This window comes from Chitinophaga deserti (genome assembly GCF_003149455.1).
GTDB classification, from domain to species: domain Bacteria; phylum Bacteroidota; class Bacteroidia; order Chitinophagales; family Chitinophagaceae; genus Chitinophaga; species Chitinophaga deserti.
Genome location: NZ_QFFK01000001.1, coordinates 38,766 through 54,547 on the forward strand (window position 1 = coordinate 38,766; position 15,782 = coordinate 54,547).

14 protein-coding genes are annotated in these 15,782 nt (G+C 52.1%); 4 read left to right on the forward strand and 10 right to left on the reverse strand.

What is annotated here, in order from left to right; translation table 11 throughout:
* Positions 1-30: 30 nt before the first annotated feature.
* Positions 31-384: a hypothetical protein gene (locus DEV76_RS00140; RefSeq protein WP_109693899.1), complete on the reverse strand. Its 354-nt coding sequence runs from the start codon at positions 382-384 to the stop codon at positions 31-33.
* 1 nt (position 385) lies between these two features.
* Complete coding sequence (locus DEV76_RS00145) at positions 386-577, reverse strand: hypothetical protein (RefSeq protein ID WP_109693901.1); 192 nt, start codon at positions 575-577, stop codon at positions 386-388.
* A 91-nt stretch (positions 578-668) separates the two neighbouring features.
* On the opposite strand from DEV76_RS00145, the gene DEV76_RS00150 reads away from it, so the two are divergent.
* Entirely contained in the window at positions 669-1,271 is a 603-nt protein-coding gene (locus tag DEV76_RS00150; protein WP_109693903.1) for a TetR/AcrR family transcriptional regulator, read from the forward strand.
* Between the two features lie 27 nt (positions 1,272-1,298).
* On the opposite strand, the gene DEV76_RS00155 is transcribed toward DEV76_RS00150, so the two are convergent.
* The 8 genes from DEV76_RS00155 to DEV76_RS00190 form a co-directional block, all read right to left on the reverse strand.
* Positions 1,299-2,204 (reverse strand): alpha/beta hydrolase, encoded by a 906-nt coding sequence (locus DEV76_RS00155; RefSeq protein WP_198651890.1) that lies wholly within the window; start codon positions 2,202-2,204, stop codon positions 1,299-1,301.
* Positions 2,205-4,937, reverse strand: coding sequence for a family 78 glycoside hydrolase catalytic domain (locus tag DEV76_RS00160; protein ID WP_109693906.1), 2,733 nt, complete (start codon positions 4,935-4,937; stop codon positions 2,205-2,207).
* Positions 4,938-5,867, reverse strand: coding sequence for a glycoside hydrolase family 43 protein (locus tag DEV76_RS00165; RefSeq protein WP_157962627.1), 930 nt, complete (start codon positions 5,865-5,867; stop codon positions 4,938-4,940). It abuts the gene before it with no gap.
* Positions 5,868-6,050: 183 nt separating this feature from the next.
* Entirely contained in the window at positions 6,051-6,659 is a 609-nt protein-coding gene (locus DEV76_RS00170; RefSeq protein ID WP_157962628.1) for a hypothetical protein, read from the reverse strand.
* A 51-nt stretch (positions 6,660-6,710) separates the two neighbouring features.
* Complete coding sequence (locus DEV76_RS00175) at positions 6,711-8,024, reverse strand: DUF4302 domain-containing protein (protein ID WP_109693912.1); 1,314 nt, start codon at positions 8,022-8,024, stop codon at positions 6,711-6,713.
* A gap of 10 nt (positions 8,025-8,034) precedes the next feature.
* A complete protein-coding gene (locus DEV76_RS00180; RefSeq protein ID WP_109695305.1) occupies positions 8,035-8,934 on the reverse strand; it encodes a zinc-binding metallopeptidase in 900 nt (299 codons plus the stop codon).
* A 30-nt stretch (positions 8,935-8,964) separates the two neighbouring features.
* The gene (locus DEV76_RS00185) at positions 8,965-10,416 is read right to left on the reverse strand and encodes a RagB/SusD family nutrient uptake outer membrane protein (protein ID WP_109693914.1); all 1,452 of its coding nucleotides are present in this window, start codon (positions 10,414-10,416) and stop codon (positions 8,965-8,967) included.
* A gap of 12 nt (positions 10,417-10,428) precedes the next feature.
* The gene (locus tag DEV76_RS00190; RefSeq protein ID WP_109693916.1) at positions 10,429-13,806 is read right to left on the reverse strand and encodes a SusC/RagA family TonB-linked outer membrane protein; all 3,378 of its coding nucleotides are present in this window, start codon (positions 13,804-13,806) and stop codon (positions 10,429-10,431) included.
* 354 nt (positions 13,807-14,160) lie between these two features.
* On the opposite strand from DEV76_RS00190, the gene DEV76_RS00195 reads away from it, so the two are divergent.
* From DEV76_RS00195 to DEV76_RS00205, 3 genes are all read left to right on the forward strand, one after another.
* Positions 14,161-14,724, forward strand: coding sequence for a Crp/Fnr family transcriptional regulator (locus DEV76_RS00195; RefSeq protein WP_198651891.1), 564 nt, complete (start codon positions 14,161-14,163; stop codon positions 14,722-14,724).
* A gap of 85 nt (positions 14,725-14,809) precedes the next feature.
* Entirely contained in the window at positions 14,810-15,223 is a 414-nt protein-coding gene (gene yiaA / locus DEV76_RS00200) for an inner membrane protein YiaA (protein WP_109693918.1), read from the forward strand.
* Positions 15,224-15,394: 171 nt separating this feature from the next.
* Complete coding sequence (locus DEV76_RS00205; protein ID WP_109693920.1) at positions 15,395-15,769, forward strand: hypothetical protein; 375 nt, start codon at positions 15,395-15,397, stop codon at positions 15,767-15,769.
* The last annotated feature ends 13 nt before the right edge of the window (positions 15,770-15,782 follow it).

Below are 15,782 nucleotides of genomic sequence, written 5' to 3' on the forward strand. Positions count from 1 at the left end.
TTGCGAGGGCCGGCGAAAGCCGGCCCTTTCTTATTTCGGCTGTACCCGTAAAAGGTATTGCCCGGTTATGTGATAACAGATGCCTCCCGCGAAGTAAACCACTGCATCCCAGCCATCGGCCGTATAAGCGGGAGAAAAATGCGGCACCACCACTTCCATGACCAACGATACATATGCGGAGATAAACAGGATCCAGGAGAAGGGATACCTGAAAGAGGGATCCTGCACGAGGAAGCGGCGGGTGAACAGCAGGGCGATGTGGATCATCACCGGCACGGCCAGCAGATCGGTAAGGTAACCGTTGAGAATGGGAATGGGGTAACCGAGGGCGCGGAACCCGTGGATGATGCTCCATCCAATGGCGGATGTAATGAACAGCCGCATATCAGACTACGAAAATTATCACGGCCGCCAGGGAAACAGATACCAGCAGGGCAAGGATACCGAAGAGGTAGAAAGCACTATCTTTCAACGTTCTGGCCACCGGCCCGTCTGTAGGCTTCAGGGGCAGAAACATCTCCCGGATACCCTGAAACCACGATCTCCCCGACTGTTGCTGTTCAGTAGTTTGTTCCATTTTTCAGTTATTTAGAACAAATGTACTACCCGTTTAGAACAAAAGACCTAATCTAAATCAGTTTTCCAAAGAAAGGTGGGTATATTTGTGGATGGATACGAAAGCGAAGATTCTGCAGACCGCATTGGATTTGTATAATGAGAAGGGCATCCACACCATTACCAGCCGCCATATTGCGGCGGAAATGGGCATCAGCGCAGGGAACCTGCATTATCACTTCCGGCACACGGATGATATCATTACCGCACTCTATGAAGCACTTGCCGCAGGTATGGATGCACTTATGGCCGGCGTAGAAGCCGCAGCATCCGCCCGTCCTAAGGATCTGCTTGTTTTCGCCGGACAATCGTTTGCCGTTCTCTATAAATACCGCTTCATCTTCCTTCATTTCCCGGAAATAGGCATGCGCATACCCGATATCAAAAAGAAGTATCACATACTGGTGAAGCGCAGGGAGAAAGAGTTTATGGGCTTATTCGGCAAGTGGCAGGAGAAAGGGATTTTCCGGAAAGGGTTTCCTGAGCCTGTGCTGCAGGAGCTGGTTACGCAGATCTTCCTGGTGGGGGATTATTGGTTAGCTCACAACGAGCTTACGCAACGGCTGAAAGGAAAACAGGCGGAGCAGGCGTATACGAATGTGTTTCAGGGTCTTTTATGGCCATACCTGACAGAGAAAGGGTTGAAGCAGTTATAAATCAGCCTGCGCTATCACTTCCAATAATTACATCCACCCCGCCTGCCGCATCCAAAAGAGGCAGCGGCCGAACCATTCATCGAAGGCCGGTTCTTTTAAAAAGCCGTGCTCCCCTTTCTGATAAATATGCAGCGATGCGGGAATCTTATGGTTCCGGAGGGCCTGATAGAAATACAGGCTGTTCTTTTCATCCACCACTGTATCATCTCCCGCATGCACGAGGAAAGCTGGCGGAGTTTTATCACTTACCTGCAACTCATTGGAGAACCAGCGCACCTTTTCAGGAGCTGGTGTTGTACCCAGCAGATTCTTCCTGGAACCCGCATGGCCAATACTGTCCGTGAAACTGATTACAGGATTCACCAGCAGCATAAAACCAGGCAGCAGGGAAGTACCCAATTTGTTTCTGATAACGGCCTGTTCAAAGTGCGTACCTGCGGTAGCTGCCAGATGTCCGCCAGCAGAAAAGCCCATGATGCCGATCTTCTTTTCATCTATCCCCCATTCCTTAGCACGCTCCCGCACAATGCGGATAGCCTCCTGTGCATCCTGTAAAGGGGCTAACGAAGGCTCGCGCATCAGTGAAGCTGCCGGCAGCCGGTATTTCAATACGAAAGCAGTAACGCCCTCTTTCGTAAATGCTTTGGCAACATCAGTCCCTTCCCGGCTCATCAGTAATACACCATATCCCCCACCCGGACAAATAATCACCGCCGTGCCATTGGCTTTCCCTGCTTCAGGAAGGAACACTTCCAGTGTAGGCTGCGTGATGTTGGACACCAGCAATCCCACCGTTTTATCCGTGCGCACATTTTCCTTTGCCGTTGCCGCAGCGGGCAACATATGAGGGGGCGTACCGCCATGCAGGAGAATCGTTTCCTGCGCGGCAGTAGCCATCGACAGCAACAGTAATAAACCGGTTATTCTTAGCATTTACTTACCTGATGTTGTGAACACATAATTCCCGGAACCTACGGCAAACACAGCATTACTGCCTTCTGTATGTAACGGCTGCATCACTTTCCCGCTTTCCTTCACCATGCTCCCATACTTCAGGGGAATATAAACTTCCGCCGTGGTATTACCCGGGATGCTGGTAGTAAGCGTAAATATGCCATTCCTGATGTTCCAGCCGCTGCTGATTGTACCATACATGCTGCGCAGGTGCCCTTTGGCGGAAGTGAGGTCGCCCGCAGGCTGCGGACGGATAATGATTTTCCTGAAGCCCGGTGCAGCTGCGTTAATGCCCAGCAGGGAGCGGTAGAACCACTCTCCGATGGAGCCATACATAGGATGATTCTGGGAAAAGGTGTTATCTGAATACTTCCAGGTTTCCCACAACGTGGTGGCCCCGCTTTCGATCATATGCCCCCAACCTGGATAAGTACGCTGGTTGGCGATGCGGTAAGCCACTTCGTTCTGATCCTGCTCACGCAGTACATCAAACATCATTTTGGTACCGAAGATGCCGGTGGACAGATGATGATCTTTTTTGCTGATAGCGTTCAATAATGCTTCGCGTGCTTTCCCTTCTTCGCCTTCATCCAATATATCCGACCAAAGGCCCATGGACTGCGCGGTTTGTGTACCTGTGCGGAACTGGCCTGTGGACGACTGATAGAATTTATTCTTTATCGCTAAGCGGATATCGTTGCTCAGCTTGGTGTATTCCGCAACATCAGCTGGTTTCTCCAGTATCCCCGCGAAGTCTGCCATTACTTTGGCGCTGAGAAAATAAAAGAGTGATGCGGTGAGAGGAATCTCCCGGTCGTCCAGTGCTTCATGATCACCAAGGTCTTCTTTATCGAACAGGTGATTTTTTGCACGGGACTGCAGGAATTTTATCAACCGTTGCATGGCAGGATAATTCACTTCCACAATGCGCTTATCTCCATAAAAATCATACACTCTTTTGATCAGGAAGGGGTACCCTGCCTGCCAGCCCATAGGGCCGGAACCATCACCCGGACCGGAATCTTCAATACCAACATAAGGTGCAGTTTCAGTAATCCCACCCTCAGGACGCTGAGCATCCACATGATCGCGAAGGGTTTTGGTATAGAAGCCCGGCATCTGGAAATGATACATGAATGACCCCGCGCTGCAAAGGATATCTCCGGCATACGCCAGCTTCTCGCGTGCAGGGCAATCGGATTGTACGCTGAACACATTGCTCAGGAAAGTATTTTGAATAACGGTATCCAGCCGGTTCAGCATGGCATTGGAACTGGTGAAGCTACCGGCAGTTTGGAGGTCAGCACTGAGGCGGAGACCGTCGATATCGTTTACACCAGGCTTGCCGGGCCAGCCGGTGATCTCTACGAACCGGAACCCATGGAAGGTGAAGCGGGGCGTCCAGGTTTCTTTGCCTTCTCCTTTAAGGGTGTAACGGTCTTCCTGCCAGGCGATGTGCGGAGCACCGGGGCCACCGTTACCGCCTTTGATTTGTCCCGCTACAGCGGTCATTACATTCACGTTGCCATCTTTCAGCGTGTCTTCCCCATATCGCAATATTACCTGCCGGCCAGCGGGGCCCTGTACGCGGAGGCGCACTATACCGGCGAAGTTCTGTCCCATATCCACGAGGAAAGTGCCGGGCTTCACTTCTTTAACGCTCCGTGGACGAAGGGTTTTCGTGATGCGGATGGGAGGCTGTACCTGCGCCAGCATTTCCCCTTCAGGCCCCTTCACTACAGTGGCGCTGGTCCAGTTGCCGGAAGGGTTGCTTGCAGCCCAGTTCTTTATTTCGCGGCGGGCATCATAATGTTCGCCAAGGTATACGTTATTACGGACTACCGGGCCGGGAGCAGTTTGCCAGGAGGCGTCAGTAGCAATTACTTCCGATTTACCACTGGCGTAGGTAACACGGATCATGGCTTTGGTGCAGGGGCGGCCGGTGGTGAGGAAATCCCGCCAGTTACGGGAGCCCCACATCTTCAAAGGCAGCGGATTATACCAACCGTTGCCAACCATAATACCGGCCACGTTCTGCCCGGGCTTCATCAGCGGGGTGATATCGTGTACGGCATAAAGCACGGATTTATGGTAGGTAGTCCACCCCGGGTCGAGCACCTGTGTGCCTACTTTTAGTCCGTTGATGTATGCTTCGTAATAACCCGCACCGCTGATGTACAGCCGGGCGGAAACGATCTTTCCTGTTGCGGGGAAGCTTTTGCGGAAGAGGGGCATGGGATCGTCTTTGAAGAAATCTTCCGGCCTTGCAGGTATTTTACTGCCATCACCGATCCATGTGCCGGTCCAGTCGACCGGTGCCATAATACCCGTTTCGAACCAGCCGGGGGCGCTCCATGCGGATGCTTTCCCGTCTGCGCCGTATATTCTCACTTTCCACCAATACCGTGTAAAGGATTGCAGCGGTGTGCCATCGATAGCGATGTGTATATTATCAGGGGAACGCACTTTCCCTGACTTCCAGATATCGCCATTACCATTGGCGGTTGAACTAACCAATATTTCATACGCGGTTTGACGGAGATTGCGGCCGGTACCAGTCACCATCCAGCTAAGGCGCGGCCTTGCAGCATCAATACCCAGCGGGTTTTGCCGGTACTCGCAGGTGAGCTGTGCGGGTGCTATGGCGGGCGTTTGGGCCTGCGTTGCGCCTGCAATCAGCAGCAGCGCCAGTATCATCCTTTTCAGTTGCATTTATAGTACGATTTTCAGTTTTCCGTTAACGTCTGTCACTTTGTAGATCCTCACTCTGGTGTGTGGTGCACCGTTGGGTGCGTGGTAGGATATGCGGAGCTGGCCGCTGAAGTCGCGGAACAGCATGGCATGGCCGCCATCGTCGGTATTAAGCGGTTCCGCATCGTGCTTCCAGGGGCCTTTGAGTTCCCCACTTTCCGAGCGCGCCACGCCAATAGCATACTTCCCTCCTTTCGTGAAGCTGCTCCAGATCATAAGTAGTTCTCCGTTGGAGGCCCGGTGAAAGAAAGGCCCGTCGGTCACGATGCCTTCTGTGTTGTGGCCTTTTACGGGACCGGTCCACGGGGCATCTCCCGCGCGGAGCAGTTCTATGGGTTTGCCTTTGGTGGTTTTGAGATCACGGGAGAGGCGCTGTGCCATAATGCGCCCATCCTTTACTTCAAGCCATTCCCAACAGTACACGAGCCAGGGCTGACTGTCTTTCCCGGCGTACAACATCCCATCGAGGCACAGATTACTATCAGGCGTGGCGGCATGGTTGACCAATGGTGTAAACGGGCCTGCGGGATGATCGCCTATTAAAATGGAAGTTCCGCGCTTTATACCTGGGGCGCTGAAGGTGGTGAACATATAAAACTTCTTCCCCCACGCATAAACATCCGGCGCCCAGAAGTCCTGTTTACCCCAGAAGTTTTCCGGCGCCTCGAAAGCAAAGCCCATCTTCTCCCAATGTCCGAGATCTTTACTTTTATAGACCGCAATGCGCGGGCGCTCGTTGGCGTAGAGGTAATAGGTGCTGTCGGCAATATGGGTGAAGATAAAGGGATCGCGGATACTGAGGTCACTGGTTTTGACCTGCGCTGTGGTAGTAGTGAATAATACTAATAAGGCTATCAGGCATTGAAAGCCTTTGATCGTGGAATTGGACATGTTTGGTAATATAAGGCTAATGCTAAGTTGATCTGTCATGGACTGTCATGGTCCGTCCCGTTACCCTAAAGTACCATCAATTCATGAGAACCGGAAGCGCATAAGCACGGATGATAATCCAGTACATAAAAAAGGCTGATGCATGTGTTGCATCAGCCTTCCTTTGTTTTATGTGCCTGAAGACTAATCTTTCAGGTTGAGATATTTTTGTACGGATTTGTAGTTGTTCCAGTCCACATCCGCGCCAGAAGCTTTCCTTGCCGCTACGCCACCCGGAATGAGGACATAACGGTACTGCCATACTTTCTGGTTCTGCGAATTCAGACCGGTGCCTGCATCTATATTGGAATTGAATTCGATTACGTTCAGATAAAAGTGATAGTTGATATTTATAAACACCCCGAAGAGTACCAGGTTGGCAACCGGCAATGGCGTAATATAAGGATCTGCCGCAGTTCCCATATTTACGTACACCTTCACGTCTCCATGGTTTACGATATCCGCCGTCAGTTTCGGTACATCTATTCCGCTGTAATACCGGAACAATGTATCGCCAACGGCAATTACAGTGGTATCCTCGTCATATCCCACATCGATCCAGTCTGAGTAAATCACATTCGCTGTACCGGCAGGGCCCTGGGCACCACCCGGACCGGCTGCACCACCCGGCCCCTGAGGACCAGCAGGACCGGCAGGGCCGGCAGGACCAGTATCGCCATCTTTACCGCAGGCTGCCAGCAGTGTGGCAAAGGCGAAGAAAAGGTATAAAATGCGAGGCATACTACTTTTCATAAAACAAGATTTTGGGTTATAGATAAATTTTAGAGATAACACTTTCATCTATCAGTTCCACGAAATCCATGATCTGGCATCCGAAGCACTCACCATATCCCAGCTGGAGGGCCCTGTTTGTATCAGGTAGAACCCGGCGGGGTTATCAAACAGTTCCACTGTATTATTGAAGGGCACTTCCGCATCTGCCGGCAAGTCGCCGAGGTAGCCTACGTAGCGCAGGATGATGCGGCCATTGGCGGTAAAAATAGGTGGGGCGAAAGCGGCGCCGAAATAGAGTTGCAGCTCCTGTCCTTCGAGGTAAAGGAAACCGGCCAGATCTAACTGTACGCCCTGGTATTCGTCCCATTCTGCCTGAAACATGATGGAGTAGAAATTCGGGATCTTCCTCAGTCCGAAAGCATCCTGTACCCCATTCACTCTGAACCCGGTGCGCGACTGCCAGTAATCGCCCGTACCTGCCACTGCCAGCCACCACCGGCCAGATGCATTTACATCCGGTACCAGCGGGGTAATGGCCCCGGCAATGGTACCTGCCGTATTGCCATTCACCGTCATGGTAAAGTTGGAAGCATTATTGTTCCAGGTAAAAGCGGAAAGGCTTGTAATGTTATTGGCCCCGTCTACCAGCGGCTTCACGAATGTGAGCCCTGTTGCTGTATAGAAGAACTCTGTTACATGGGAACGTGCAATACCTCCCCCATCGCGCCATACGAAGGAAGCCTTGCGGTAACTCGGGTCTATTATTACTTCATATTGTCTGCCGCCAATGGTGAGGCGCTTCCAGTAGGTGAGGATTCTTTTATTCACCTGCTCGAAATTGAGTGCGCTCACCCAATTACCGTTCTGCCATGTCTGCAGATCCTGTGCGGATGCTTTACGCAGTACGAGCTTCGCATTCTTGAAGCGGCCTACCAAAGTGATGCTGTCGCCCGCCATCTGATCGAACCTGAACTCGAAGTCAGACTCCAGTCCTTCCCCGGCAGGGCCACCGGCCACCGTGTCTGAAGGGTCTGACAGGTAATGGATATAAGAATAGGTATCGAACATGAGTACCGGCTGCTGCAGTGCTTTAAGGCGGTAACTGCTTTCCTTGCGATCGGTAGCCGTATTTATGTCGAAATCCGAATACATCTGTACACGGTTCGCATTATTGAAAGAGAAATGGAACTTATAGGAGATACCGTTTCTTGTAACCAGCTCGGCATTCCATCCGCTGGGGGAACCAATGAGGGCGGTCTGGTATGCGGCGAGCGTTTTATTGAGGCGCTCATCTGCCGATTCAGGGAAAACAGGATCATCTTCCTTACGGCAACCGGCAAAGGCAGCCCAGACTATTATGATACAGGTAAGTAATCTTTTCATCGTCGTCGTTTTATTTGATCAGCCCAACCAGAGCGGCCCTGGTGCGGAGTTGGAGGTTAGAGAAATTGATGCCCCAGCTGGTGCGGTAGTAATCTACCACCAATGCCTGTTTCTGCCGGATGCGTGCCTTCGCCTGCTCTGGTGTGGTACCATCTTCCGCAGTTTCCGTGATGCTGTTCACCAGCCGGTCGAAACCATCTTTACCTTCCATGAGCATCATGGCTACCATTTCCACGAAATCTTCATCCGGTGCAGCCATGGAGTATGCCGTAACAAAACCGCGGCGGTTAGCTTCTTCATCGCTTATGTTGTTCCAGTTGGAAGTGTACTGTCCTACGGAGATGCGTTTGTATTCCACCTGGTAGTTGAGCGTCTGGTTCATGATATGCGCAAACTCGTGATGGATGGTGTGGAACATCATCTTCACGTTAGGGGAATCTGTTGGCTGATAGCCGGGCATCCAGCTTACGCGGAAATCGTTCAGCGCATACAGTTCAATGGTTCTTCCTCCTTCGGCCTGGCCGAGGGTGATGGTGCCATCGATGTTATAGGAAGCACTACCTACAAGTACGAAGAACTTGGGGGTGTATTTCTTCATGAACAGCTCACCTACTTCTTCCGTATAGGGTTTGATCCATGCCCGGCGGATGGTGCTGAGTACGGGGATGATCTTATCTTCCCGCGGGGGCACCAGCGTTTGGTAAGGAGCCAGTTCGCCCTGATCCCATTTGTATTTAACGGCTATGTTCAGTGATTTGGTGAGACTGTCTTTGATCCATATGTCGATGGGGCCGGGCACCCAGGTATCGCCACCCAGGCCGGGTATGTCTCCCACATTTCCCGGTTTATCGTCTTTCCGGCAACCCGCAAACAATGCGAGCAACAGCAGAGATATCGTTATATGCTTCATATGCATGTTAGTTCGTGTTCTTTAATATGATTAACGGGGGTTGGGTTGTACTCCGGATTCTCCGGCTGATTGCGGGATCTGGAACAGGCGGCGCGGATCATCGCCCCTAAGGGTATATAACTTCCCTTCCTGCGTTACATGTTCCACGGGAATACGGTAGCGCAGGATATCTAACCAGCGCATGCCTTCCTGTGCATATTCTGCCCGTTTGAAATCGAGGATGGTACGCAGCAGGCCGGTTCGCACATTGTTCGTGCTGTAATACCAGGTTACCCTTGCCGCATCGATCTTATGATTCACGGGATTGTAATTGTTGATGCGCGTGCTGGCGTAGATGTTCAGATCCTCCATCGCCGCATTTACATTGTTCAGGTACAGGTTTGCCTCTGCACGGTTGAACAAAACTTCTTCTGTCGTAAATGCCGGCACCATCACGTATCCTGTCCCGATTTCTGCATTCACACTATTCCGTACGAAGTACTCATTGATCTTCGGTATCAGGTAGTTGATGGTAGCAACGGAATAGGTGTGGTTGGAGAACGCCCATTCGCCCAGTGTCACGTTAAACCGGAATATCTCGTCGCGCATCGCGGAGTTCATGCCGTAACGGCTGTTGATGAAGTACCGGCCCCACCACGACTGTGTTTCTATCAGCAGCAGGTTGGCTGGTTCTGCAGCCTGTGCATATTCATTAAACATCTCGCGGTAGGTCAGTGTTTTGTACCGGGTATTCCAGGGGCGTAGTTTACCGGCAATATTCCCGTCGGAAAACACCTGGTTGGCGTATTGCACAGCCTTCTGGTAATCTTCCTTAAAGAGATAAAACCGGGTAGCAAAAGCGTTTGCCGCAGCTTTATTGAAATGGTAACGGGGAACGGTGTACGACTTCTCGTTGATAAGAGGCAAGCCTTCCAGCAGGTCTTTCTCAATCATTTCATATACATACGCAACAGTTTTGCGGTCGTATTGCTTCAGCACTTCTTTTTCCGGGTCAGTTACATAAGGTATACCGGGTTTAGAGGCTGCCGTGGCAGGTTCGTATATCTCGGCAAACACGGTTACGAGCATGAAGTGGGAATAGGCACGGGCCAGGAGGGCCTCTCCTTTCTGGGCTGAAAACGCGCCGGGGTTGGAAGCTTTCCGGATCACTTCCAGCGCCTGGTTGGCTGTGGCAATGGCTTTATAACAGGCATTCCAGTAAAATTCCGGGCTGTCCTGCTCTTCGTCGCGCACATCGGTATAGGTAAAAGGATCTGCCAGTGAGTTTTGCTGATCGCCAGCCCCTTTGTCGACTGCGTTATCGGATGCCAGTTCCATAAACTGCATGTAGTTGGCGTTGGGGTAAGCGGTGCCCAGCAGGCGGGATACCTGTTCGGGTGTATCCAGCTTGGCCCGGTTATCGGGAGGCTGTTCGAGGAACTTCTTACAACCTGTGGTTGCAAGGAGTGCCAGAGCGGTGAGTATTGTGAGGTGCTTTTGCATGGTTATATCTTTTTAGATGCCCACTTTCAGGGAGAGGGTAAATTGTTTCTGCACAGGCTGCGCTACGCCACCGGCATTGAAGAACTCAGGATCCTGCCCTTTCAGCTTGGGATCTGCATATATCAGCCAGGGGTTGATGGCGGCGCCTGAGATGCTGGCACTGCCCAAACCGAGGCGCTTCAGCAGCAGGGGATCTACCTGCCAGGTGAGGGATACTGATTTCAGCCTCACCATATCGCCTTTTGCCACACGGGCCGATGAGTAGTTGTAGTTATTATAAGGGTATTCTCCGCTGAGGGTAGATTGTTCGTAAGCACCGTAAATAGACGGTACCCTGGTTACCCGCTCATCGCCCGGCATCAGCCAGCGGTCGCGGAACTCTTTCGGCAGTGCGTCCAGATCGGTATAGCTGTTAGCAAAGGCGGGGTACAACCGCACCATGCCACCTGCCTGGTAGGTCAGGAACACGTTCAGCGAAAGGGATTTGTAGTTAAAGGTATTGGAGAAGCCCCCGGCAATGGTGGGGTCTACCGGGCCTTCGTAACGCAGGTAGCTCACGTTATAGTCCTGCAGAAATACGCCGCCCGATACTTCGCCTTTCTCGTTGATAAACTCCGGCTTCCCGGTAACAGGATGCAGCCCGTTGAACGGAATGGAAAACAGCCCCCTTGCCGGATAGCCGCCCAGCGCACCGCCTTCTGCCTGAACGAGGTCGAATATCCTCGGACGGTTGCGGACGTTGGAGATTTCTGTTGTATTGTATCCGAAGGTGAAATTTGTTTTCCATCCCCAGTCTGCTTTCTTAATAACATGCCCGCCGATCAGCACTTCTATACCGCGTGCATCCAGGTTGGCGTAGTTGGCCGCCTTTTCGCTCTGCCCGCCTATTCCGGAAGTGCGGATGAGGCTGATGAGGTCGAAGCTTTTGCGGAGGTAAGCGTCTACACTCACATTCACGCGCTTGCCGAACAGCCCCACATCGATGCCTCCGTTGGTGGTATAGGCTTTCTCCCAGGTGAGGTCCTGGTTTTCCAGTTCAGACAGCACGATCACAGATTCCATTTCCGTGAGGAAAGGCCGGTTGGTGTTGATATTACGCAGCACGATGGACGAGTTGGTGGCAGGGCCCATACTGGCTGTGAGGCCATAGGAACCGCGCACCGTCAGGTAATCGACCCAGCGGAGGTTCTGCATAAAAGGTTCCCCGTCTACGTTCCAGGAACCGGCTACGCTCCAGGTAGGCAGCCAGCGTGCTTTGGCAGTGCTGCCGAGCCTGTTGGAACCATCGTAGCGGGCGGTACCCGTAAGGTTATATTTCTGGCGGAAGGAGTAGCCTGCGGAGCCGTAAAACGCCACAAACCGGTCATAATCCTTACTCATACCATAATACGGGAAATTCGCCTCCAGGGTTTGCTTCACAATGCGGTAATCCACAAAGGGTACGCCGCCGTTGCCATACTGATAGCCGAAGCCGGTATTGCTGGCATTCTGCCGGTCGGTCGATTTCACCTGCATACCGCCCAGGAGGTTCAGGGAATGCAGGTTATTGATGGTTTTGATGTAGTTCAGGCTGGGACGGATGTCGTAGTTCACCATCTGATCTTCCGTACGGTTATAGAAGCCGCCATAGGGCAATACTACCACCGGGGGCGCTTCCGGATCGTCCGGATCACGGTAGAGGAACTTATTGTTGTCGCGGATGGTGGAGTTACCTGCCGCGCGGTAGGCATTGGCCATATTGGCGCTTTCCTTGATCTGGTGCTCCATGGATGATTTCACATACCGGAGGGCACCGAGGAAGTCGAACTTCAGTTCGGGCGTGATCTGGTAGGAGAAATCGCCCTGCAGCCGGATGTCGGCCACATTAATGTCGATATAGTTATTCTCCAGCTCGGTGAGGATGTTGAACGGCGCATAGTTCCGCTGGAAGTATTCGCGCTCGCCAAACTCATCGTAGGCCGTGAGGGCACGGCTGGAGTTGAGGGCGTAATTGAAGGGGTTGATGTCGAAGTCACGGTCCATACGGCCGGAAACGGCATTGGGCTGCCGCCTCAGCGAACCCGGTGCACGCTGCTGGCGTACAGATGCGAGGGTGCTGAACCCTACCTTGATCTTCTCCGACAGCTGGTAGTTATTCCGGAAGTTCAGGGTATAGCGGCTCACGCGGTCGGCGATGGTCCAGCCATTGTCTCCGTAATAACTGGTAGAGAAATAAGACTGCGAGCGGTCGGTCCCGAACGACATGCTGAGGGAATGCTCCTGCAGGAAGTTGTTTTTGAACAGGAGATCGTACCAGTCGGTATTGGCATTGGCATACCGCATGAGGAAAGCCTTTTTGGCTTCAGGGGTATTCTCGATTTTGAAGTTGCCGAAATCATCAGCCTGCAGGCCCTGGTACATTTTGCCGTACATACCCCAGTTCGACTGGTTGAGCATGCCTACATTCAGCAGCCCTTTTCTTTCCAGTTCTCCCATAACAGACATCTGGTCTCCCGAGTTCATGATATTGTACTCTCCGTAAGACGGTACCAGCTGGGTACTGAAGTTACCGGTGTAATTGACTACGGGTTTACCGATGCGGCCTTTCTTGGTAGTTATCACCACTACCCCGTTCATGGCGCGGGCGCCATAGAGGGCTGTAGCGGCGGCATCCTTCAGAATGGCGAAGCTCTCAATATCGTTAGGGTTAAGTCCGGCAACGGCGGAGCCCAGCAGCGTGGTGGGATCCCCGGAGGAAAGTTGGTCGTTGGAGATGTTGATTACATCTTCCAGCACTACCCCGTCTACCACCCAGAGCGGTTTGTTATCCCCGTTAATGGAGGTGGCGCCGCGGATTCTGAGTTTGGGTGCAGAGCCGAAGGTGCTGGATACGTTCTGAATGGTGACGCCTGCGGCCCGGCCTTCGAGCATACGGCTGAGGTCGGCCACGCCATCAATCTTCACATCATCCGCTTTCAGGGTGGTGGCAGCACCGGCAAACCTGCGTTTATCCAGGTCCTGGAAGCCGGTAACCACTACTTCCGACAGCTGCCCTTCCGCTTTGGAAAGGGTAACGTTCAGCGGCTGGCCGCGGTAGGTGCGTACGATGGAGCGTTTACCCAGGTAGGAGAACCGGAGGCTGTCGCCACTACGGGCAGCCAGGGCATAAAAACCATCACTGTTGGTTTGGGTGCCTTTCCGGCTTACCAGGTTCTCGACGGTAACGCCGGGGAGCGGAACATTCTCTTCCGCATCCATTACGCGGCCCCTCGCCTGGGGAACACTATCCTGGTAATAAGGGGGTGGCGATGCTTCAGCAGGGTGTGCGATTACGGTTAATAGCAAAAGCAGGACAACCGGAGACAGCTTACGCCATATCCGGGCTAACGTATAGGAATCGATCATATGCATGTGTGTACATGATTAATAAAAATTACAATCTGGTTGATATGCCAACAGCTCCTGAGGCTCTCTGCGCGGGGTGCTCCGATTATTGAGTATAACAGACAATCTGCCGGAACAGACTGTACATAAGTTAAGACATGAAATCCAATTAATCAAAAGCTTTTTCTATACCGGCAAAGCACGGGTACATATAGAGTTTTTGCATTACATATAATAAGCATGGCGCTATCCTGCGGATATGTGCAGGAGGTAATCAGGAATTTTTGCAGCTGCAAGGTATGGCGGAATGTGAAGTTATCAAAGGGAACGGGGTAAAGTTTCTTCTTTGGAAAAAGATAGGCGGCACCGTAATTTTGGGGGATGCAACAATTGCTCGCCCATCTTGCCAACTTCCACCACCTCAGCACCACAGCGCGGGAAGCTATTCAGGCCTGTGTAACGGAAACGGTGCATGCTAAAAACGATATGCTCATTACGCAGGGGCAGGTATGCCGGAACTTGTATTTTCTGGAAAAGGGATGCCTTCGGGGCTATTACCATCTCGAGGGGAAGGAAATCACGCACTGGTTCGGTTTCGAGCAGGACTTTGTAACCTCTTTCCACAGTTTCACAACAGGCCAGCCTTCGGTAGAGAACATTCAGCTGATAGAAGGTTCCGTGCTGTGGTCTATATCGCGGGAGGCATTGCTGAAGTTGCTGGATGAGCATCATGAACTGGAGCGGCTCGTGCGGATCGCGTATGAGAAGTATTACCTGCGGCTGGAGGAACGGTATGTGAATGCCCAGTTCAGGACGGCGGCAGAGCGGTATGAGCAATTGCTGGAACAATCTCCCCACATACTTGAACGCGCCCCTTTAGGCTATGTAGCATCTTACCTCGGCATCTCCCAGGAAACGCTGAGCCGGGTACGCGGGCGTATTTAACAATCCTGCTGACGGTTTTTGACGGATGTCAAAAGAAACTCCTCCGGGGCGATATACCTTGGTGTCATTAAACAATGATACCTGTATGGAAACTGTAAAACATCAACAACCCTCTACCGCCTTTGTAGCTGCTTCCTGGATCGCACTTTTCGCCGGTGCCATCGCTTACAACATCGGGTTATGGAACGCCCCGATGCAACTCAACGAGAAAGGTTATTATTTCACCGTGCTGATGTTCGGCCTGTTCGCCGCAGTATCGGTGCAGAAATCCGTGCGCGACCAGATGGAAGGCATCCCGGTTACAGGATTGTATTACGGCCTGTCGTGGTTCTGTACGATTTTAACGGTACTGCTGCTCACCATCGGATTGTGGAATGCGGAACTGACGAAGAGTGAAAAAGGCTTCTACGCCATGTCGTTCGTACTGGCCATGTTCGGTGCGATTGCAGTGCAGAAAAATACGCGTGATGCACGGGCTAAGCGCTCGGAAGAAATATAAACAACCCCCATCATCCATTGCCCTGAACCCGCGCCTGTCGCGGGTTCTTTTTATTTCCACAGGCCGTGGCGCCCCTACCCCATTGTTGTTTCCGGCCCCGGTAAACGGCTTTGGTATGGGAATTGCAATTTAAGGGCAGAGACATACTTTATTGACTTAAACCGATTCTTTATGAGACTTATGCTTAAATCTTTAGCAGTACTGCTGTTTTCCGCCTTTGTGATGAGCTCCTGCAGTAAAGACACCGACCCCGCTGACGTAGATGTTTTCGCCGGTACATTTAAAGGAAGTATCGGATACAGAGATGCCGACCGTACCGTAGCTGCCAATGGCAATGTGTTCGTGACAAAAGTTGGCTCCCGCTACGACTTCCGTTTTTCTGAAGGTATTCCGGACCTTACCGGTGTGCAGTTCGAGAAAAAAGACGCTAATACAATGACCAGCATAGGCAGTGATGGTACAGGACTTATCACTATTACGAAAGACCGGCTTGTGATCGGCTTCGCCCGTAATGGCAGAAACTGGTCGGCAGATTGCACCAGATAACCCAAGAAACTAA

Bases quoted from the DNA above. Each gene is read 5' to 3' on its own strand.
- DEV76_RS00140 (WP_109693899.1), bottom strand. From the start codon at position 384: ATGCGGCTGTTCATTACATCCGCCATTGGATGGAGCATCATCCACGGG.
- DEV76_RS00145 (WP_109693901.1), bottom strand. From the start codon at position 577: ATGGAACAAACTACTGAACAGCAACAGTCGGGGAGATCGTGGTTTCAG.
- DEV76_RS00150 (WP_109693903.1), top strand. From the start codon at position 669: ATGGATACGAAAGCGAAGATTCTGCAGACCGCATTGGATTTGTATAAT.
- DEV76_RS00155 (WP_198651890.1), bottom strand. From the start codon at position 2,204: ATGCTAAGAATAACCGGTTTATTACTGTTGCTGTCGATGGCTACTGCC.
- DEV76_RS00160 (WP_109693906.1), bottom strand. From the start codon at position 4,937: ATGCAACTGAAAAGGATGATACTGGCGCTGCTGCTGATTGCAGGCGCA.
- DEV76_RS00165 (WP_157962627.1), bottom strand. From the start codon at position 5,867: ATGTCCAATTCCACGATCAAAGGCTTTCAATGCCTGATAGCCTTATTA.
- DEV76_RS00170 (WP_157962628.1), bottom strand. From the start codon at position 6,659: ATGAAAAGTAGTATGCCTCGCATTTTATACCTTTTCTTCGCCTTTGCC.
- DEV76_RS00175 (WP_109693912.1), bottom strand. From the start codon at position 8,024: ATGAAAAGATTACTTACCTGTATCATAATAGTCTGGGCTGCCTTTGCC.
- DEV76_RS00180 (WP_109695305.1), bottom strand. From the start codon at position 8,934: ATGAAGCATATAACGATATCTCTGCTGTTGCTCGCATTGTTTGCGGGT.
- DEV76_RS00185 (WP_109693914.1), bottom strand. From the start codon at position 10,416: ATGCAAAAGCACCTCACAATACTCACCGCTCTGGCACTCCTTGCAACC.
- DEV76_RS00190 (WP_109693916.1), bottom strand. From the start codon at position 13,806: ATGCATATGATCGATTCCTATACGTTAGCCCGGATATGGCGTAAGCTG.
- DEV76_RS00195 (WP_198651891.1), top strand. From the start codon at position 14,161: ATGCAACAATTGCTCGCCCATCTTGCCAACTTCCACCACCTCAGCACC.
- yiaA (WP_109693918.1), top strand. From the start codon at position 14,810: ATGGAAACTGTAAAACATCAACAACCCTCTACCGCCTTTGTAGCTGCT.
- DEV76_RS00205 (WP_109693920.1), top strand. From the start codon at position 15,395: ATGAGACTTATGCTTAAATCTTTAGCAGTACTGCTGTTTTCCGCCTTT.